Source organism: Moorena sp. SIO1G6 (assembly GCF_010672795.1).
Taxonomy (GTDB): domain Bacteria; phylum Cyanobacteriota; class Cyanobacteriia; order Cyanobacteriales; family Coleofasciculaceae; genus Moorena; species Moorena producens.
On the sequence record NZ_JAAHFZ010000007.1, the window covers coordinates 87,239 to 107,292 of the forward strand.

18 protein-coding genes and 1 pseudogene are annotated in these 20,054 nt (G+C 44.0%); 11 read left to right on the forward strand and 8 right to left on the reverse strand.

Annotated elements, in window-relative coordinates; all coding sequences use genetic code 11:
• Positions 1–61: 61 nt before the first annotated feature.
• From F6K63_RS08840 to F6K63_RS08850, 3 genes are all read right to left on the reverse strand, one after another.
• Positions 62–718, reverse strand: coding sequence for a Uma2 family endonuclease (locus tag F6K63_RS08840; protein WP_008185996.1), 657 nt, complete (start codon positions 716–718; stop codon positions 62–64).
• Positions 719–849: 131 nt separating this feature from the next.
• Positions 850–1,071: a hypothetical protein gene (locus F6K63_RS08845; protein WP_131827088.1), complete on the reverse strand. Its 222-nt coding sequence runs from the start codon at positions 1,069–1,071 to the stop codon at positions 850–852.
• 433 nt (positions 1,072–1,504) lie between these two features.
• Positions 1,505–2,026 (reverse strand): DUF29 family protein, encoded by a 522-nt coding sequence (locus tag F6K63_RS08850; protein WP_008185992.1) that lies wholly within the window; start codon positions 2,024–2,026, stop codon positions 1,505–1,507.
• Positions 2,027–2,201: 175 nt separating this feature from the next.
• Here F6K63_RS08850 and F6K63_RS08855 point away from each other — a divergent pair, with 175 nt between their 5' ends.
• Positions 2,202–2,381 (forward strand): hypothetical protein, encoded by a 180-nt coding sequence (locus F6K63_RS08855; RefSeq protein WP_287311756.1) that lies wholly within the window; start codon positions 2,202–2,204, stop codon positions 2,379–2,381.
• A gap of 43 nt (positions 2,382–2,424) precedes the next feature.
• Here the strand turns inward: F6K63_RS08855 and F6K63_RS08860 are convergent.
• Positions 2,425–2,727: pseudogene (locus F6K63_RS08860) on the reverse strand (Uma2 family endonuclease); the annotation flags it as partial.
• Positions 2,728–3,203: 476 nt separating this feature from the next.
• Here F6K63_RS08860 and F6K63_RS08865 point away from each other — a divergent pair.
• From F6K63_RS08865 to sir, 5 genes are all read left to right on the forward strand, one after another.
• Positions 3,204–3,812, forward strand: a complete 609-nt coding sequence (locus F6K63_RS08865) for a hypothetical protein (protein ID WP_008185981.1) — start codon at positions 3,204–3,206, stop codon at positions 3,810–3,812.
• Positions 3,813–4,015: 203 nt separating this feature from the next.
• Positions 4,016–4,408: a hypothetical protein gene (locus tag F6K63_RS08870; protein WP_165691844.1), complete on the forward strand. Its 393-nt coding sequence runs from the start codon at positions 4,016–4,018 to the stop codon at positions 4,406–4,408.
• A 193-nt stretch (positions 4,409–4,601) separates the two neighbouring features.
• Positions 4,602–7,403, forward strand: coding sequence for a single-stranded-DNA-specific exonuclease RecJ (gene recJ, locus F6K63_RS08875; RefSeq protein ID WP_008185979.1), 2,802 nt, complete (start codon positions 4,602–4,604; stop codon positions 7,401–7,403).
• A gap of 503 nt (positions 7,404–7,906) precedes the next feature.
• On the forward strand, positions 7,907–8,455 hold the full coding sequence (locus tag F6K63_RS08880) for an outer membrane beta-barrel protein (RefSeq protein WP_008185975.1): 549 nt from the start codon (positions 7,907–7,909) through the stop codon (positions 8,453–8,455).
• A gap of 367 nt (positions 8,456–8,822) precedes the next feature.
• Entirely contained in the window at positions 8,823–10,775 is a 1,953-nt protein-coding gene (gene sir / locus F6K63_RS08885; RefSeq protein WP_008185973.1) for a sulfite reductase, ferredoxin dependent, read from the forward strand.
• A 367-nt stretch (positions 10,776–11,142) separates the two neighbouring features.
• On the opposite strand, the gene coaE is transcribed toward sir, so the two are convergent.
• A complete protein-coding gene (coaE, locus tag F6K63_RS08890; protein WP_008185972.1) occupies positions 11,143–11,796 on the reverse strand; it encodes a dephospho-CoA kinase in 654 nt (217 codons plus the stop codon).
• Between the two features lie 285 nt (positions 11,797–12,081).
• Between coaE and F6K63_RS08895 the strand changes: the two genes are divergently transcribed.
• From F6K63_RS08895 to F6K63_RS08910, 4 genes are all read left to right on the forward strand, one after another.
• Positions 12,082–12,543: a DM13 domain-containing protein gene (locus F6K63_RS08895; protein WP_008185966.1), complete on the forward strand. Its 462-nt coding sequence runs from the start codon at positions 12,082–12,084 to the stop codon at positions 12,541–12,543.
• 1,491 nt (positions 12,544–14,034) lie between these two features.
• A complete protein-coding gene (locus F6K63_RS08900; RefSeq protein ID WP_008185964.1) occupies positions 14,035–14,955 on the forward strand; it encodes an NAD(+) kinase in 921 nt (306 codons plus the stop codon).
• A 280-nt stretch (positions 14,956–15,235) separates the two neighbouring features.
• Entirely contained in the window at positions 15,236–16,057 is an 822-nt protein-coding gene (locus F6K63_RS08905; protein WP_044493695.1) for a DUF4231 domain-containing protein, read from the forward strand.
• Positions 16,058–16,151: 94 nt separating this feature from the next.
• Positions 16,152–16,301 carry a hypothetical protein gene (locus F6K63_RS08910; RefSeq protein ID WP_154659835.1) on the forward strand — a complete coding sequence of 50 codons (150 nt, stop codon included), beginning with the start codon at positions 16,152–16,154 and terminating at the stop codon, positions 16,299–16,301.
• A gap of 79 nt (positions 16,302–16,380) precedes the next feature.
• Here the strand turns inward: F6K63_RS08910 and F6K63_RS08915 are convergent, their stop codons facing one another.
• The 3 genes from F6K63_RS08915 to F6K63_RS08925 all read right to left on the reverse strand — a co-directional run bounded on the left by F6K63_RS08915 (position 16,381) and on the right by F6K63_RS08925 (position 19,221).
• Positions 16,381–17,454, reverse strand: a complete 1,074-nt coding sequence (locus tag F6K63_RS08915; RefSeq protein WP_008185960.1) for an ABC transporter ATP-binding protein — start codon at positions 17,452–17,454, stop codon at positions 16,381–16,383.
• Between the two features lie 163 nt (positions 17,455–17,617).
• Positions 17,618–17,887 (reverse strand): Asr1405/Asl0597 family protein, encoded by a 270-nt coding sequence (locus tag F6K63_RS08920; RefSeq protein ID WP_008185958.1) that lies wholly within the window; start codon positions 17,885–17,887, stop codon positions 17,618–17,620.
• Positions 17,888–17,961: 74 nt separating this feature from the next.
• The gene (locus F6K63_RS08925; RefSeq protein WP_008185956.1) at positions 17,962–19,221 is read right to left on the reverse strand and encodes an RNA-guided endonuclease InsQ/TnpB family protein; all 1,260 of its coding nucleotides are present in this window, start codon (positions 19,219–19,221) and stop codon (positions 17,962–17,964) included.
• Between the two features lie 497 nt (positions 19,222–19,718).
• Between F6K63_RS08925 and F6K63_RS08930 the strand changes: the two genes are divergently transcribed.
• Positions 19,719–20,030, forward strand: coding sequence for a hypothetical protein (locus tag F6K63_RS08930; protein WP_131827085.1), 312 nt, complete (start codon positions 19,719–19,721; stop codon positions 20,028–20,030).
• Positions 20,031–20,054 lie beyond the last annotated feature (24 nt).

A 20,054-nucleotide genomic window follows, 5' to 3' on the forward strand; every position in this document is an offset into this window, starting at 1 on the left:
TAAGGCGTTGCTGAATACTCTATTCAGCAATGCCTTAAAAGCAAATACTTAAGCCGCAACGTTAATCTTCTGGTAGATTTTCCCTCACCCATTTACGCCAAGCTAAAATCATGGTAGTGTCATCCTGGGTTTCTGCCTGCTGCAAAAACTGATTGATAATCTCTACAGAGAGAATCTCAAAGGTGAAATTGTCCTGACAACGAACATATTCTCCATTTTGCAGCCGGTAAATTTCTACAGTTTGTCCTATATAACGCCAAACTTCAGGCACTCCTATCTGCTTGTAAATCCCAAATCGCCGACTGGATGAACTGGTAATATCGACTTCAATCACCAAGTCTGGTGGAGGATCATTGGCTAAATCTACTGTCCTGCCTTGAATACAGTCAACATTGCCGATGTAGTAGCAAGAGTCAGGTTCTGCACCATGCTCTAAATCCTCCCGATTCAGGGTTGTAGAAGCAAACCCTTTGACCCGAAGATTAAGTTCTTCGGTTAAGGTATTCACCATCCGTTCTAGCAGCTGCTTGTATGTCTCATGGCGATCTGAGGGCATCGTGATTTCTAGCATTCCTTGAGCATAGGCAAGACGCGAGGCTCGATGATCTCCTAAGTCTGCCAATAGCGCCTTGTACGTCTGCCAACTGACGTTTTGTAAGACAATTCTCTGGGTAGTTTTGACAGGTGAATCCTCATCTGAACTAAAAGTACTGGCCATTGATGCAGTGATTGTTGTGAAAATGCGATTGGCCGTAGGCCACGCGGGGCGCGTTCGCACAAATCCTTAACAGCAATGCAGCGCCGACCTGTAGGGGTTTCTCCGATTCGCGACTGCATTAAGACAGCAACTTAATCCAATTGGTCTAGATTAATACCTAACTCACGCAGTCGCGCCGCCAAACGTTCTGCTCGTTGCTTAGCTTGTGCCAACTCCTCGCTTGCTAGAGGAATCAAATTCCCCTTAAGGGTTATCCAGCGTAACCATAATCGAGGGATATCGCGAAAACTGCCACGCCACAAACCTAAACTTAATCCCAACTCCGGCATCAGTAACCTGCCCTGATTTAGCACTGCGGGTTTGTAGTGATCACCAACCAGATCAAACCCTTGTAACTTGTTGGTGTAGCGATGCAGAGGTGCGACCCGTGGCGAATTAAATTACGGGTCAAGGGCACCTAAGCGGTCTTGGGGAGGCAGCGCGGTCTTGGGGAGGCAGCGCCTTCATGCGGGGGTTTCCCCCATGAGCGACTGCCGTGGTCCCCCCCGGAGACGAAACCTTAGACAGGGGAGCCTTTATGGTTGGTAGGTTATGCAAAAAAGGGTTAAAACTTATTGATTAAGGCTCCCCTGTCTTACGGTAACTTCAAACCATGAGCGACTGCCGTGGTTTCCACGGGGCTGAGAAGGTGCGGACGCAGGTTCCTCACACAGAACCAAAACCATGAGCGACTGCATCAAGAAAGGAAGGGAAGTCATAGGTATTGTCGATTGTGAATAACTCGATTTATCGTTGTATATCTTGGTTCCAATAAGAACCTCCTGGTAATTGAGTTAAATAGTCATTAATAAATAAAGGTAAATCCTTTTTTGAATGGAGGTATGTCAAAGCCAGCAAATCTTGAGTTGTTTGCCTGAGCTGAGCTCTATCTACTAGTTTTGAAAGTTGAGCTGGAGTATAGGCACCATTGAGAACCTCCACACTCGCCGTGGAAATTGCTGCCTCCAGTTCATTGTCAATCAATGACTGCCATTGATCAGCATTGATAGTATAGGATTTTTGGTTATCTTTGAGATTCAGTTTTTGGATTTCCCGAATGAAATCACGAATTGAAGCTGCCCAAGAATTTGCCAAACGCTCCTCTACTTGGTTTTTAATCAAGTTAATCAATGCCTTGTTTAAATAGGATTCAATCTGATGCAGAGTTGCGCGTTTAGTCATCTGTTCCAACTCATCTACAATTGCTAAGGCATCTGCGTAGCGTCCCTCTAGGATACTTATTCTGAGATCGATTAATTCTTGAGTCATACCCCAGTCCTCACAGATTTATGGTTCCCTTTAGCCTATCGAAGAAACTGCACAAGTCATCTGGCACGCATATTAACTGAATAAAGTCAATAGCACGGTGCTAGGAAAATAGCTTCGAGGGCAAAAAATAGTTAACGGATCTAAGCGATGGCAGTATCGGTTAGATGGGTAAAGTGTGGAAAGTGTGGAAACTGTGGAAAGTGTGGGGGAATGGGGAGGTGTGAAAAATGTGGAAACTGTGGAAAATGTGGAAAGTGTGGGAAAATGGGGAGGTGTGGGAGGTGTGGGGAGATGGGGAGGTGTGGGAGGTGTGGGGAGATGGGGAGATGGGGATAATTTTCAGGGGCTTGTGTAATTAATCCTTGCATCGGCTTTTCCATTAGCCTTTTAGGTATTGGTCAATCCCAAATCCGATGCAAATCCAAGAAAAAACCTGGTAAAACCTCCTGACCAGACAACTCAACAGGATTATCTAATATTTCTACTGTTAAACCCCGTCGATAAACTTCAACTTGGCGTTGTTGGGGATTGATTAACCAGCCTAAATTAGCACCATTTTCGATATACTCAACCATCTTATCTTGCCAAGATTTAAGAGTATCTGAACTAGATCGTAACTCCACTACAAAATCAGGACAAATATTGGGAAAAGTTACTAGCTGTTCATCTGTTAATGTTTGCCAACGTTCTTGACTGATCCAGATTGACGAAAATCTTAACAAGATTATGCTTGATAAAATTCCTAGCAATACAGGTACAGTACGGCAGCAAATCAAATATATACTGATTGGTTCTGCGAGCGCAGTTCCGGTGATAATTTACACACTTTATTCCCTGGGTTACGGGTCGCTGAATGAATGGAGTACACCCCAACCTACTGGAAATTGTGGTGAGGTGATCAGTATGTTGATTCGATATCTGCTACTCGATTAAGATAGCAATTTGCCAGGGATTGAATCCTTGGCTAGAATGGGGGATAATCAGTAAAGTGTAATATTTCTGTGTCCACCACTGGTGGATGTAGATACAGCTAAGCTGTACTGGTGGAATTTTTGTTAATTTATTCGGTCAATGATTGGGGTTAACCAAGACTTGACCGATTTTTTATGAAGGATGAAGGATGAATTTATATTTCCTTGATTTAGAATGGCTATAGGAGACATGATAAATAAAGATCATGGCATATAGTGATTTTACAACCATCTACAAAGTCGAAACGACGTTTAATCTCATTGTTGATGAGGGGAATACTATATTTAATGATATTGCTCCTATCGAGCCCAGTGATCACTTGAAAACGACGCTTAAAGAAAATTTGCCGATCACGAATGCTATAAATACCGAAAAAGCTCGTTCTGAGTTAGTTATTGCTCCGGTTTTACTGGAAGTGCGCCGTCTGCTTGATTTCAAAATCGGTTTTTTTTCTGGCACTGAGTTTAATGTCGATAAAGGAAGTGGATTAAATGGATACTGTGATTATCTTCTTACTGCTTCTAAGGAAATGTATGAAATTCGGACACCAGTTGTCACTCTAGTAGAGGCAAAAAATGAAAATATTAAGGGGGGATTAGGACAGTGCATTGCGGAAATGGTAGCGGCTCAGAGATTTAATCAACAACAGGATCAGGATATTGATGCTATCTATGGAGCTGTGACTACTGGGACGAATTGGAAGTTTCTCAAGTTGGTGAATCAATTGGTGTTTATTGATTTGGATGACTATTATATTAAGGAAATTGATCTGATACTGGGCATATTGGCACATCCTTTTAAGGAGTATCTATAGGATTTTTATAAGAGATGTAAACATAGTCGCGCTTGGGAAAGGCAAGAGGCAAGAAAGTAGCCACTGCATCAAGACATATAGGTATTTTTGGTAATGGAAAGAACTGTCATCGTGTGGAGAAACTATTGTGTTGGTGAGACTGATGGGTTACTCGGCTCTGTTGAGGATTCGCAATAGCTTGCTCTTGGGGTGGAGAAACTATTGTGCTGGTGAGACCGATGGGTTACTCGGCTCTGTTGAGGATTCGCAATAGCTTGCTGTTGGGACAGACAAAACCGACAAAAAAGACTTTTGAGGTGTCAAAAAATCATTTTTGTGGTATACTACACTTCATTGACCATCGTCCTGGACAGACGATGGGGGATTTTTGTTTGGGTAGAAAGTTCTTCTTACCCCATGATTTTTCTTCCTTTATGTGTTGCTTGGGCAGAAGATTTTTCTTCTCCCAGGTTTTTTTATATCTTCTTCACCATTCTTCTACTACCTCAGTTCGATGTCAGAAGTTGGCTGTTTTTTTGAGGAAACAGGAGACAGGAGACTCAATTACAGCAAGTGATCAGAAGACTCCAGAATTTATGGTGATAATCCAGAATTAACCGCAATTGCTGATCAAACTCTGATTAATGACTAATTAACTGGGAAATAATTTATTCTGATTCCTGAGTTCTAGATCAAGTTGGTTATGGGTCGCTCTGATTAAGTTAGTATTCTTGTACTAACTCGACTAACTATAAGCGATCGCAAATCAGCTTCATGTCCGAATCCATGTCAGAATCCATGTCCCAATCCATGTCCCAATCCCAATGGCAAGTCCTAGCGCCACCGGAAATTCCTCAGTGGTTCATCGAAGCTGTCAAATCCCATACTAAGGGCTATTCGGGAGATTATGCTGCTCAACTGCTGTGGCAACGGGGAATACGAGAGGAGAGACAACTAGCTGGTTTCCTCAACCCAGATTTGTATCAACCTACCAGCCCTTTTGATTTTGGACAGGAAATGAAATGGGCAGTAAAACGCCTACTCCAAGCCCGTGAGGCTGGGGCAAAGGTTGCCATATGGGGGGACTTTGATGCTGATGGAATCACGGCTACTAGTGTCCTATGGGAAGGACTGGGACAATTTTTCTGGCAGCACCAACAGCTAAGTTACTACATTCCCAATCGCCTGACGGAATCCCATGGTTTGAATTGTCCAGGAATTGACCAACTGAACGCTTCTGGGGTGAAACTTATCGTTACCTGCGATACTGGCAGCACGAATCTGAGGGAAATTGATTATGCTCACCAGTTGGGAATGGATGTGATTATCACTGACCACCATACTCTACCAGATGACCGTCCGCCAGTAGTTTCTATGATCAATTCTCGCTATTTTGCTGAAACTCACCCTTTATTTCATTTGTCTGGGGTGGCGGTGGCGTATAAGTTAGTGGAAGCGATGTATCAGGTTTTACCTAATATTCCCCAACAACGGTTAGAGGGGTTGCTGGATTTGGTGGCAATTGGTCTAATTGCGGATTTAGTGGAATTATCTGGAGATTGTCGTTACCTGGCACAACGGGGAATTGAACAACTGAAGCAGCAACTGAAAACTCGCTCTCGTCCTGGTATAGCGCGATTGTTACAGTTGTGTAAACGCAGTGGCGATCGCCCGACGGATATTTCTTTTGGACTTGGCCCGAGAATTAATGCTGTAAGTCGGATTCAAGGGGATGCTTCATTTTGTGTTGAGTTACTGACTAGTAAGGATGAGAAACGTTGTGAGCAACTGGCTTTAGAGACGGAACTAGCTAATACCCGCCGTATGTCTTTACAAAAAGATATTACTAAGCAAGTTAAGGATAAACTTGCCCAACTTGATCTGTCTACTACTAATGTGATTGTCCTAGAAGATCCCCAATGGCCAGTTGGTGTTTTAGGCTTAGTGGCAGGTCAAATTGCTCAGGAATATGGACGCCCGACGATTTTGTTAAGTACAGTTTTATTAAGTACTGAAAGTAGCGATAGAGAAAGCAAACTGGTAGAAGCAGGTTTAGAGGATAAACACTCCTATAGTATAGCACGGGGTTCGGCTCGTTCTGTTAATAATATTGATCTTTATGAATTAGTCAATTCCCAAGCTCATTTGTTGCATCGCTTCGGAGGTCATCCTTTTGCGGCTGGGTTGAGTTTGCCAGTGGATAATATTCCTTTATTTAGGGAAGCGATTAACCAGCAGTTGGCACAAAAACTAGGGACGACGGGTGCTTTGATGATGCCAGCCATGGAAGCGGATTTGGTGGTTAAGGTTGCTGAGTTGGGGAAAGCACTATTTGATGAATTGAAACATCTGGAACCTTGTGGGATGGGTAATCCTGTGCCAAAATTGCTGATTAAAAACTGTTGGTTTGAACAGGTTTTGAATCGTAACTCTAAGGATTTGAGAGGGCGAAAAGTACAGTATATCAAAACTAAATTTGAAATTTGGGATGACTCTACGAGTATGGGTTTTCCTGGAATTTGGTGGGGACATTATCAGGATGAAGTCCCTAAAGTTAGATGTAATGCTGTTGTGGAATTAGACTATAATAATTATGAAAAACGTCCAGAAGTGCGCCTCGTTGCTGTGCAACCTTGCCAAGAAAATGATTTTTTCCAATCTTGTTTCCAGGTCTCTAATCAGCTGGATTGGATTTTAGATTGGCGGGGACAAGAGTTAGAGGTTGGCCGGTTGAAGGGTGTTGGCTCTCAAGAGTTACATGTTGGCAAGTTGAAGGTTGAATGTTCTCAAGAGTTACATGTTGGCAGGTTGAAGGTTGTTCGCGAACAACCTACTAACCTTCAACCTCCTAACCTTCAACCTACTAACCTTCAACCTCCTAACCTTCAACCTACTAACCTTCAACCTGATAACTTTCAACCTCCTAACCTTCAACCTCCTAACCTTCAACCTCCTAACCTTCAACCTGATAACTTTCAACCTCCTAACCTTCAACCTCCTAACCTTCAACCTGATAACTTTCAACCTGATAACCTTCAACCTCCTAACCTTCAACCTCCTAACCTTCAACCTCCTAACCGGCAAGGTTTAAGTCCTCTAATGGTTTATGAGTGTCCGACGAGTTGGGATGAGTTACAAGTATGGTGTAGGAGAGCGATACAGGCAGAACGACAATTAGCGATCGCATATCCACGGCCTCAACAACTATCTGCCCAAGACACCTGGAAAAAGTTGCTAGGAATTGCTAAGTTCCTAAGTCGCACCGGTCAATGGGCTACTTTGGTGCAATTGCAGGAGAAGTTGGATTTAAGCGATCGCACTGTTGAGTTAGGACTGAATGCTCTATCAGTGATTGGTTTTGAGGTTTCTTACCAGGACTCGGGGGTACAAATAAGCTGCCATCCAAAAGAGTGGTCTTCCGATTGGCCGTTGGCCACGCTACGCGAGCGGACGAATGTTGCTGGGAATGATGCGATTGCGCTACGCGCACGCTGCGCGAACGCAATATTTTTTGCTGCCATTGAGGAAGAACAGTTCCGACGTCAATATTTTTACCAGGTGCCTCTGTCTACCATTGCCGGATATAGCATGGTTGGTATCAAACAAGATTAGACGTAAGCATTCAGCAATCAGCAATCAGCAGTCAGCAGTCAGCCTTGGCCTTTGGCCACGCTACGGGAATGGCCACGCTATGGGAATGGCTGATCGCTGATCCCTGATCCCTGAGGGCTGATCGCTGATCGCTGATCCCTGATCGCTGATCCCTGATCCCTGATCCCTGAGGGCTGATCCCTGAGGGCTGATCGCTGATCGCTGATAACTGATAGCTGATAGCTAAATGCTTACAATCTGTGACACCTGCTAAACAGTCCACTAAGAAAACACAGACATTCAATTAATTGATACAACCGACTCTCTTTTAAAGAGTATCAACTAATTAAGCCGTCTAAAACTAAGCCAAATTTTTTATAGTTATATCCGGATTAGCCAGATTCAAGTCATCTCAAGGCTTTCAAGTATTTAGATTTTTTTTTAGAACCTGAGGAACCTTTTGTTTATTCCCAACGACTTGTAGAGAAAGGAACAAAAAATTAACGAATTTGAGGAAATAAACAATGCAAGGTTTACTGAAATCTATTTTCACCATTTCTACTTTGGCCGCTACAACAATTGCTCCCGTTTTACTAGGAAATAGTATGGCTTCAGCTAATCCAGGAGCAGATGATCTCAGCGTCAAAGGTACAGATGCTAGCTACATTGGCGTTGGTCTGGCCGCCGGTGTAACTAGTGATGGACAAGGGAATGACCAAAATATTGGTGGTAATATTACAACTCGTCTGACAACTTCAAAGCTTCCCGTTTCTCTACGTGGTGATGTTATTTTCAATGATGATAATACCGCGATTATTCCTAGTGTTTCTTTTGACCTAGGCGTAGCCAAAAATACTAATGTTTTTGCTAGTGTTGGTTACTCTTTTGTGGAAGATGACGGAGACAATACACCCATAGGTAATCAAGATGCTTGGGTGCTTGGCTTGGGTGCTGAAAGCCAAATTGCTAAGGATGTTTTGGTTTACGGTAATACTAAGGTAGGTCTTAACGCTTACGAAAATAGTTCAGGTGAGTCTGTCAGTGTTCAATTGGGTGCAGGCTATCGTTTCTAAACTTAGTATGTCCATTGTCAAAGGGAAAGGATGAAGGATGAAGGATGAAGGATGAAGGATGAAGGATGAAGGATGAAGTATAAAGGATGAAGTATAAAGTGTCAAATACTTCAACTGAGGTGACAACAATCCTCTTGTGCATCTACTCGCTTGAGCGAATCTACTCGCTTCAACCTTCCTTCAACTCTTCCCTTTCCTCTTTCCCGGTATCTGCTTCAATCACACTGAGTGGGTTTAGATAAATTTTAGGATTTATAAAGTTATCGATCCAATGGGCAACGGTAGTATTAGGATCTAATCATTAACCGTAATCCCGAGCGATTTATCGGGAATTATACTTATTCATCTTTTTAGATCCGTCGAACCAATGGTTGTATCTCAGACTCCTAAAGCCCGCAAACCCTCTAAGATTGAAGGAATTAAAGAACGCAGTAACTTCTTGCGTGAGCCGGTGGCAACTGAATTGCTACAGGATACTACTCATTTTACAGAAGACGCTATTCAAGTTCTTAAGTTTCACGGGTCTTACCAGCAAGACAACCGAGATAACCGGGTCAAGGGTCAGGAAAAAGACTATCAGTTCATGCTGCGCACTCGAAATCCTGGAGGATTTATTCCACCAGAGCTTTATCTGACTCTAGAGCAGTTGTCAGAAGAGTATGGTAACCATACCCTACGAGTAACTACCCGTCAGGGTTTTCAGATTCATGGCATTCTCAAAAAGAATTTGAAAGCGACAATTGCGGCAATTGTCCGCAATATGGGGTCAACCTTGGGTGCTTGTGGAGACCTCAACCGCAATGTTATGGCTGCACCAGCACCATATAAAAATCGACCAGAGTATCAGTATGCTTGGGAGTATGCTGATCGGATTGCTGACTTACTTACCCCTCAAACCGGTGCCTATTACGAGATTTGGCTGGATGGGGAAAAGGTAATTAGTGCTGAGGAAGCTCCGGAGGTGAAAGCAGCACGGCAGCGCAATGGTAATGGTACTATTTTCCAGGACAAAGAGGAACCAATCTACGGGGAACACTATATGCCCCGGAAGTTTAAGTGTTCCGTAACGGTTCCCGGGGATAACTCGATTGATATCTATACCCAAGATGTGGGGTTGGTGGTAATTACCAACGACCAGGGAGAACTGGAGGGATTTAATGTTCTGGCTGGTGGGGGTATGGGTCGTACCCACAATAAGGAAGAAACCTTTGCTCGTCTAGCTGACCACATCTGCTATGTGGAGAAAGAGGATATCTACGACTTGGTTAAGGCAATTGTGGCAACTCAACGGGATTATGGCGATCGCGTAAACCGCCGTCATGCCAGAATGAAGTACCTAATCAATGATTGGGGTGTCGAGAGGTTTCGGGAAAAAGTAGAAAGCTACTTCGGTAAAACCCTGGCACCGTTTAAGCCCTTACCCCCATTTAAGTACGAAGATTATTTGGGTTGGAACGAACAAGGAGACGGAAAGCTATTCCTGGGGATATCGATTGAGAATGGTCGGGTCAAAGATGAAGGGGATTTCCGACTCAAAACAGCTCTGCGGGAAATTACTGAGAAATTTGCCCTACCGATGCGGCTGACTGCTAACCACAATATAATTCTCTATGAGATTGACCCCACCCACCAGCAAACCCTGAATCAGATTCTCGAACAGCACGGTATTCAAGTTACTCCAGAAGGAATTGAACCGTTAGTGCGCTACTCCATGGCTTGTCCAGCTTTACCTACTTGTGGTTTAGCGATTACCGAATCAGAACGGGCGCTCCCTGGCATGGTTGAGCGGATTCGGTTACTGCTGGACAAATTGGGGTTAGAGAAGGAATATTTTGTGATCCGAATGACCGGTTGTCCCAATGGCTGTGCTAGACCGTATATCGCAGAGTTGGGATTTGTCGGTAGTGCACCAAAGGCTTATCAAGTGTGGCTGGGAGCTTCACCAGATCAAACTCGGTTATCACGAGCCTATGTCCAGAAAATGCCAGAAAGTGAGCTGGAATCTTTCTTTGAACCAATTTTTGTGCAGTTTCGGCAAGAGCGCAAACCAGAAGAGAGTTTTGGGGATTTTTGCGATCGCATTGGCTTTGATGCCCTTCGGGAATTTTCTGCTAACTATGAGCTAGGTAGCGGTATAGTTAATCCAGATGCCAAGCTAGCAAGTAAGAAATCCTCAGCTAAGAAATCTTCTACTGCTAAAAATCGCCGTCGAATTAGCATTCCCGAAGAAGTCCATGCTCGTCTTAAGGAAGCTGCTGCTAACCAAGGGAAAAGTATGACGGAGTTGGCAGCAGAGGCTCTGAAAGCTTATTTGCCATAACTAGGTTAGCAGGTTTAAGGCTGTCTGTCAGAATGTAGAATGCATAATTTAGAATGTAGAATGTAGAATGTAGAATGCATAATTTAGAATGTAGAATGTAGAATGCAGAATGCAGAATGTAGAATGCAGAATGTAGAATGTAGAATGTAGAATGTAAGCAGGTACACAAAATTAATTACACATTTCAAAAAACTCAAAGGCTTACAATGTAAGGGTTACAGAGATGGCGAGTAGGTAATTAATCCTGCGATCGGTGCTTATAATTCTAAATTCTAAATTCTAAATTCTAAATTCTAAATTCTAAATTCTAAATTCTAAATTCTAAATTCTGAATTCTAATAAATTCTAAATTCTAAATTCTAAATAGTTAGGGATGATATGAATTGGTAGCAAGAGCAGTAGATACTTGTTGGATTAGAGCTTCTTGGGTAGAGGAGTTATCTAAAACTAGATCAGCAAGTTCTATTTTTTGCTGGAGGGGGAGTTGGCTGTTGATCCGGGCTTGAGCTTGTTCTTTAGAGATGCGATCGCGTTTCTGGATCCGTCTGAGCTGTTGTTCTGGTGAGCAGCTGACTACCCAGATTTCTGTCACTAAGTCTGTCATCTTAGCTTCAAATAGTAGAGGGATGACTAATATCACTGTCGGAGCAACTAGCGATGCAGCGCGGTCTTGGGGGTTTCCCCCACTCGCTATTGCATCAAGAAAGGTATCGAGTTCAGATCGGAAGCGATCGCGTACATAAGGATGGATTTGTTGCTCTAACCACTGTCGCTCAGTTGGGTTACTAAAAATTATCTCTCCTAAGCGTTTACGGTTCAGGGTACTGTCACTGTGCTGCACTTGTAAACCGTAGCGCTGATAAATCTGTTTCAGGATTGGTGAATCTGGTTGTACTGCTTCTCTGGCATAGATATCCGCATCTAAAATTGGTAGCCTGTAGGTATCAGCCAGGTAATTCGATACGGTGGTTTTTCCCGTAGCGATACCACCGGTTAGACCAATGATGCGTTTTTGATTCATGGGCGTTAAGTGTAGAATCAGTGGTTAGATCAGGGATGCGATCGCACGTATTGGTCACAAATCCGTGCTACCAGCTGGTGGGTTACCGTGCAATTCCCTTCCCTTCATCCACCCTACAGTAAGTTAGGGCTGAGTTGGTCAGTTTTGAGTGCTTCAGTTTTCTTGTCTAAATCTCATCTAACTTTCATTTATTAGTTAGGGCGATTTCAGGATGGTAGTTCATTCTAATAATTAAGCAACTAAAACAATGATTCAATTCATTTTTGATTACTAGGAGGAAGTATTATGAAACGTCTAATTGTTGGTGGTTTATCCGTATTGTTAATGGCAGCAGCAACTCCGGCTGTGCAAGCAGAAACAACTGTTGTTAAACACAACTCTTTAAACAATGCTCTGCTCAGTCAACGAATAGCCTCTACTATCGCCACAGGAAGCTTTATCACCGTTGATAGAGGGCATCGCACTCAAGGAAATGCCAAGATTGTCAATGAAAATGGTAAACGCTATCTAGAATTCGATCAATCCTTTAAAACTGGTAGTGGCCCCGATGTGAATGTAGTCCTGTATCGGAACAGCAGTGTACCTCGTAAAATTCAACCACGAGACTATGTAACCCTTGCCCGACTCAAGCAATTCAGTGGTGCTCAACGCTATGCTATTCCTGACGACTGGAATCTTGATGAATTTGGCTCTGTAGCAATTTGGTGTCGTCGGTTTAACATCACCTTTGGTTACGCTTCCCTATAAAAGAGGTACTTTCGTCCTGGGTTAATGGGAGTAGGGAGTCGGGAGTCGGGATGCAGTACGGTCAAAGGGAGCTAGTTGCTCATCGCTTCATCCGTTCCGTCGCAAGGTAGCCAGCTCCTGATCTTCCCCTACACCCTACACCCGGTCACCCCACACCCAGCAAGGCTTTTAAGGCTGTTTGTCACCCCGTCAGGAACAATGTAGGCTTGAACCTCCCCATCCGTCGCAGGAATGGGGTATCCTTTGCACAACCACCGTTGGTTGTTATCGACCTGGGCGTAACTTTCCCGCGCACCGTTCCCGTAGCGTGGCCTATGGCCAGGGTACCTGAGTAGGGTCAATACCCAGTTTTTTTTGAGACCCTTACTTTTTATATTAACACTATTTGAGAGGGAAAATTCATCCCCAGAGACGAAACCTGATGGTGAGGGTCGCCTTTATGGTTAAAGATGAAACGTAAGTATTCAGCCGTCAGCCGTCAGCCGTCAGCTAATCAATGGGAGGTAAGCACCGATCGCAGAATTAATTACCTACTCGCCATCTCTGTAACCCTTACATTGTAAGGCTTTGAGTTTTGTAAAATGTGTAATCAATTTTGTGTACCTGCTTAGTAAATAAGCTGGGGGGTGCTGGTACGGCTGGTTGAAAATCCCTGCTGGTTTTACTAATCCGACCCCGTGCAGTTCTCGTGCCTGATCGCTGATCGCTGATCGCTGATCGCTGAATACTTACGATGAAACCTTAGAGGTTGTCTGAGAAGTCTCATTTGCTACATCCAAGCCCCCTAAATCCCCCAATTTTGGGGGACTTTTAGAAGCAAATTGACTCTTGTTCCCCCCAAAGTTGGGGGGCTAGGGGGGCAAAATTCAGTATCAAAAAACTTTTCAGATATCCTCTTAGACAGGGGAGCCTTTCTGGTCGGCAGGTTATGAATAAAAAGGTTAAAAATTTTGTAATAAGGCTCCCCTGTCTTACGGTATAGCAGAAGTCAGAAGTCAGAAGTCAGAAGTCAGAAGTAAAACTATTGCTATACTTAGCTTTGAGACTTTTGTCATGTCCTAACTGCCCTGGCGACTGCTATAACTCCCAAGGCAGGCTATGCAAAAAAAGGTTAAAACTTATTGATTAAGGCGACCCTCTCCTTACGGTAACTTCAAGACCTAAGAGGACGGGGTATTCTTTTCCCTCTCAAACTCTCCCACTCTGATAATTACCGGGATATTGTTGGGCATAATCTTCGAGTTTCTTGACTAAGGTATCAAATTCTTCGTTTGTCATGGGTTAATCTCCTATTGACTAAGTCTGTTTGACCCAGTGTCTAGTTATAGTTAGCCCAAGTTGGTAGTCTTCTTGATCAAGAAAACGCCTTTTTGAGAATTAAATTTATTTGACAATTTAATTATTTCCCCAATTTCCCCGCAAAGATCAGGTAACGCTTAACCCAACGCTCTAGAATAACAGTGAACACTAGGGGTAAGCCAGAACAGTAACGTGCAGCTAAAGCAAGTCATTATTATTCACAAAGCTGGAGACTCCCAAGGAAAACGTTGCGCAGAAAAATGCGCTCGGGAGTTGGAAACACGCCAGTGCAAGGTTCTGATCGGACCAAGTGGCGCGAAAGATAATCCCTACCCAGTCTTTTTAGCTTCTGCCACCGAAGCCATTGATTTGGCAGTGGTTCTCGGGGGGGATGGGACAGTATTGGCAGCCGCAAGACATCTGGCTCCGGAAGGAATACCAATTTTGGCAGTAAATGTTGGAGGTCATCTGGGATTTCTGACCGAACCTATCGAAGAATTTAAAGACACTGAGCAAGTATGGAACCGACTATTAGAAGACCGCTATGCAGTTCAGCGGCGGATGATGTTAGAGGGGGCTGTGTTTGAGGGAAACCGCACTGACCTGACACCAGTTAGCGGACGCTTTTTCGCACTCAATGAAATGTGTATTAAACCTGCCTCTGCCGATCGGATGATTACCTCAATTCTGGAAATGGAAATTGATGGAGAAGTAGTGGATCAATACCAAGGGGATGGACTAATTGTTGGGACTCCCACTGGTTCCACTGGCTATACTGTTTCCGCTAATGGTCCAATTTTGCACGACTCGATTGAAGCGATCGCAGTAGCACCGATTTGTCCGATGAGCCTTTCCAGTCGTCCTTTCGTGCTCCCCTCTGGCTCTGTTGTCAGTATCTGGCCCTTGGGGGATTATGAACTAAACACTAAACTCTGGATGGATGGTGTGCTCGCAACCTCTATTTGGCCTGGACAACGGGTGGACGTGCGTAGAGCAGATTGTCAGGCCAAGTTCATTATCCTACGGGAACAGTATTCCTATTACCAGACCTTAAGGACTAAGCTTCAGTGGGCTGGTACTAGAGTCACCTACAGTAACAACCACCGCAATTGAGTCAATTGCTTAGTTAATGGGGAGAGTGGGAAGTGTGGGGAGTGGGGGGAGTTTGAGGAGTTTGGGGACAAAATTTCAAAAATAAATCATAACGGAGGGTTAACGGTGGGATTTCTGAGTATTCTACCAATCAGCAATGCCCACTAGACATCTCCAAAAATTAACCTCAAACCCTTGCACTGCCTGGGTCAAAACCGAGTTTCTGGAGATGTCTACTTGCTATAATTGTGTCTAGTCAATTATGTTCATTACCATTAACTGTTTTGATATTCAGATAAAAATGACTAATTTTGAAGCAATTCCAGAAACTAAAATTCCTAAGACAATAGAGCAAATCTCGTCTTCATCAATTTCAAGACCTTCAGTTTTAATCAATATCGGTTCTTATTTATTCCTGGCTGGTGGGGTTGGGGTTGGAATGGCCTCTATTTTTATCTCACACCGTCAAATATTGCTAATCGTTAGCGCTGCTTGTGTTGCGGTTTTTCTATTTCTGTTTCTATTTAATCAACAATTGTGGCAAGACTATAAAGAAGCTAATCATCAGTCGCAACTGACCAAAAAGTCTAAACTATGTAGTGGGCTCTGGTGCGGTAATAATTCCATAGAGAATAACCCGATAACTCTAGCGATAGAAAAAGCATTAACCTATAGCCAGGAGTTAATTGACGATTATAAAAAGACCCGCAGAACCTCCCGAAATGCTTACTATGTTGCCCAAATGTTAACCATTATTTTATCGGGAATAACACCAATTTTAGTCTTGCTAGACAAATTAGAAACTGGTTCTGCATTACTAAAGTGGCTCCCAGTAATATTTCCAGCTGTTGCTTCTATTGTTGCTAGTGTGTCTACTTCCTTTCCGTTTCAAGAAAATTGGATTGCTGCCAACACTACTGTAGAATTGTTAGAGGCGGAACAGGAAAAATTTGTCTTGGGAGTTACTCCAGCTTATCGCTTTTCTGATTCACCCGATGGCGCGCGACGTCAACAACAATCACAAAAGGCCATAGAACATTATATTGTTCAGGTGAATAAGATTCATCTCAAGCAAGTGCAATCCTCTGATGGCAATCAGTCAGCGGAGAAGAATGAAGAATGAAGAATTAAGAATGTAGAATGAAGAATGTAGAATTAAGAATTAAGAATGTAGAATGTAGAATGAAGAATTAAGAATGGTGAAGGCAGAATAGTGAATGGTGAATTTAGAATGCAGAATCCAGAATGGTGAAGCTAGAAGCCAGAAGCCAGAAGCCAGAAGCCAGAAGCCAGAAGCCAGAATGGTGAATTCTAAATTCCCAATTCTAAATTCTAAATTCTCTTCAATTCTAAATTCCCAATTCTAAATTCTCTTCAATTCCCAATTCTAAATTCTAAATTCTAAATTCTAAATTCTCTTCAATTCTAAATTCTAAATTCTAAATTCTAAAATATCGGTACTGATGGGTCAGCTACAGACAGTCGCACCCGCTTCCCTACGGGTAACTGAGTGCTAAGGTTGGTGCGAGCGTGGAGTTTTGTGCCGGAAGCGGTTTGTAAACAGTAGCGGTATTCACGACCTAGGAAGTGTCGGTCTTGAATCACTACGGTGGAGTCATCATCAGCCTTGAGAAGTACATTTTCTTCCCTAAGCATCAGCTCCCCTTGCTCCAGCTGATCCAGTTTTGTATTAAGTATGGCATCATTGACTCTGATGGCAAAGGAGCCTACTTCTGTTTCCCATAGGTCTCCTCTGCGTTGGGCTGGTAAAAAGTTGGCTTGGGTGACGAATTCTGCTACAAAGCGAGAGCTGGGATTGGTATAGATTTCTTCTGGTGTCCCCAATTGCTCTAATCGACCAGAACGCATTACTCCCACTTGGTCGGATATCGACAAGGCTTCTTCTTGGTCATGGGTGACAAAAATAGCAGAGGTGCCGGTTTCTTTGAGAATAGCTCGCACTTCCTGACGCAACCGCAGACGCACTTGGACATCCAGATTGCTGAGGGGTTCATCCAATAGAATTAATTTAGGTTGCGGGGCTAAGGCACGGGCTAGGGCTACTCGCTGCTGCTGACCACCAGAGAGTTCGTGGGGATAACGTTTGCCCATGCCAGCTAATCCGACTAATGCGATCGCATCTTCCGTATTACCCTTGACACAGACACCACTCTTCTGTTTCCGATTCTGCTTAAGCCCAAACGCCACATTCTCTGCTACGGTCAGGTGAGGAAATAGAGCATAGTCTTGAAATACCATACCAGTATTGCGCTGTTCTGGTGGTAACCAATACCCTGGCCCAGTCACTTTCCGTCCTGCCAATACCACTAGTCCCGCTTGGGGTCGCTCAAACCCAGCTACAATCCGCAGTAAAGTCGTTTTGCCACAGCCAGATGGCCCCACTAATCCCAGTAAATCCCCTTCATGGAGGGTAAACGACACATTCCCCACTGCTGGCTCAGTGGTTTGATCAAAGTGTTTAGTAATCCCTTCTAAATGTAGAATTGCTGGTTTTGTCATGAATTGATAGTGAAAGTTATTTTGTTGAAGGTTGAATGTTGGCAGGTTGAATGTTGGCAGGTTGAATGTTGGCAGGTTGAGTAGACCTGACAGGATCAGTAGTTTAATCTGAGTTATGGAAAGCTGACGGCTGACCGCTGAGGGCTGAATGCTTACCTACTAGTTACAGTCTCTCCTTGCGCCTTTTGCTAGGAAGCTGCCAGCAATCATCGAGCCAGGATATTAACTCCTGGCGCGGAAGGGTTAGCTGTCTGAGGATACTCCAAATTTGAATCAAAGCCGTGACATTATCGATTTCAGCTCTCAAGGGCTGGTCAGTCTTACAGTGACAGGGAATCTCTAGCTCTTGCAAGCGCCGATAGACTTGCCATCGGTCTCCCCACTTGATCTCTATCACTTGACTGGCCTCTGATTCAGATATAGATGGATCCATAATCAATAATGAAATAGTTTTTTAGTGACATCCTCCTACACCAAATCAACGATTATGGTGTAGGCTTCCCAACCTCACGATTGGGCATTCCTAGTTTTTCTCTTACGAGATTTTGCCTCTGACCTAGATCGGGTCTCCCCAACCCCCGGCAGACCGACTGCATAGGCGTTTTCTATTCCGCAGAGTCCCTGCGTACTGACTTGTTCTAAACCACGCCACCTGATTACTTGGGCAGCTGCATGGTCTCTATCCGTTCTATATCCACAACCATTACATTGATGTACCCGCTCCGAAAGCCCCTTTTTGCCGGTATGAGTTCCACACTTGGGACAGGTTTGGGAGGTGCCATTAGGATCGACACGCCCACAGTAGACCTGGTGCTTAGATGCTACCCACTCCAAGATGTTGAGAAACTGACCAAAGGCGGCGTCGAGGGTATGCTTCCTAAGCATCCCTCTACTCATTGCCAAAACATTCAAATCTTCAACGAAAACCATCCCCACTCCTTCAGTGGAACAAAGATGATTCGCCAGCTTGTAGTGGTAGTCTTTGCGGGTGTTAGCAATGTGGTTGTGGAACCTGGCCAGCTTTAGTCTCACTCGTTCTCGATTTTTAGAACCCTTGTTAGTTCTGGCGTACTTGCGTTGCAGCAATTTCAGCTGGCGGTGCAAACTAACCAGAAATCGGGGTCTACAGATCAACTCAGACTCAGATGTTGCCAGAAAGCAGCTAAGCCCGAGATCAATGCCGATGGCCTTACCATGAGGCTTAACTTCCGGTATCGAGATATCAGAAGAAATAGCAATAACTGCTTCCCATCTATCAGCCTTTCTCAACACCCTTACCTGTTTAACCACAAACCCATCAGGGATAGGTCGATGCAGGTTGATCGGCACTTTCCCCAGCTTGGGAAGTTTGATTTGCCAACCCGTAATTGGGTTGGATTTGAACTGAGGAAAAAGTAGGGACTTGAGTTGCCCATACTTCTTGAAACGAGGAAAGCCAAAGCCTCTTGTTTTAAAAAAGTCCCAAGCATTATGCAACCGACGAAGAGTAGTTTGAAGTACTTGCGAAGGGGCTTGTTTCAGGCGGGGAAATACTTCCTTAGCTTTAGGGAGGGCGTTTTGCTGATCATAATAATTAGGAAAAGGAATATCAGCTGGAATGATGTATTCCGACTGCAAAGAGCAACAATTAACACGACATTTGCGCGAATTTATCCAGTCTTTGATTTCTCCCAATCCTTGGTTGTAAAGCAGGCGAGAAACCTCCAACCATTCGAGCAATTGTTGCTCTTGAATGGCGGATGGATAGATTCGGTAACAGTAGTTCATTGTTAGACTCATACCACTTTTAGGGGTATTGAAACCCAGAAAACTACCCTGGGAGGTTCATGTATCCCCCAGACCCCCCGCTAGTTAAAAGCTGGAAGCAAGCTGCCTTGGTTAAGGGAAGATTTGAGCAGCCAGGGATTAGTTATTGCTAATGCTCATAGACTAGTTTAGTCTATTTAGGTTTCAAATGCAAAGCTTTCTCAACTAATTTACAAAAAAAATATTATTAGGACTTACGAAGTTTACTGGGTTTTGCCCCCCTGCCCCCCAATTTTGGGGGGTAATGATGTCAAAGTCCCCCAGAATTGGGGGATTTAGGGGGCAATTGCCTAAGTCTTGATTATTTCAACAGTTGCCAGTGGGAGAATAGCACTGGAACACCGGGAGATGGCGTGATCAGGAGATGGAAATATCTAGGGCAAGGGGTGTAAGCACTTATAGATAATTTTGTCAACTATAATTGCAACTACAATCCAGCAATAGATGTAGGGTGGGCAGTGCAGCAGACCAATCAGATCAGCTCCCCATCCCATCCCAAAGCACTGCCCACCAACTGCCTGGAAATAGAAACTGGCAAGATGCCAGTTCTACCAAGATGCCCATTCCACTGGGTGAGCATAGCAGTAGAGCGGGCATCCTGCCCGCCCCAACATATATTGAAACTGGCAAGATGCCAGTTCCACTACAATCGAGCAATAGATGTAGGGTGGGCAGTGCAGCAGACCAATCAGATCAGCTCCCCATCCCATCCCAAAGCACTGCCCACCAACTGCCCGCCCACTATAATGAATGACAAGGGTGCCAGATAATTCAACCTTCATAATTCATACAAG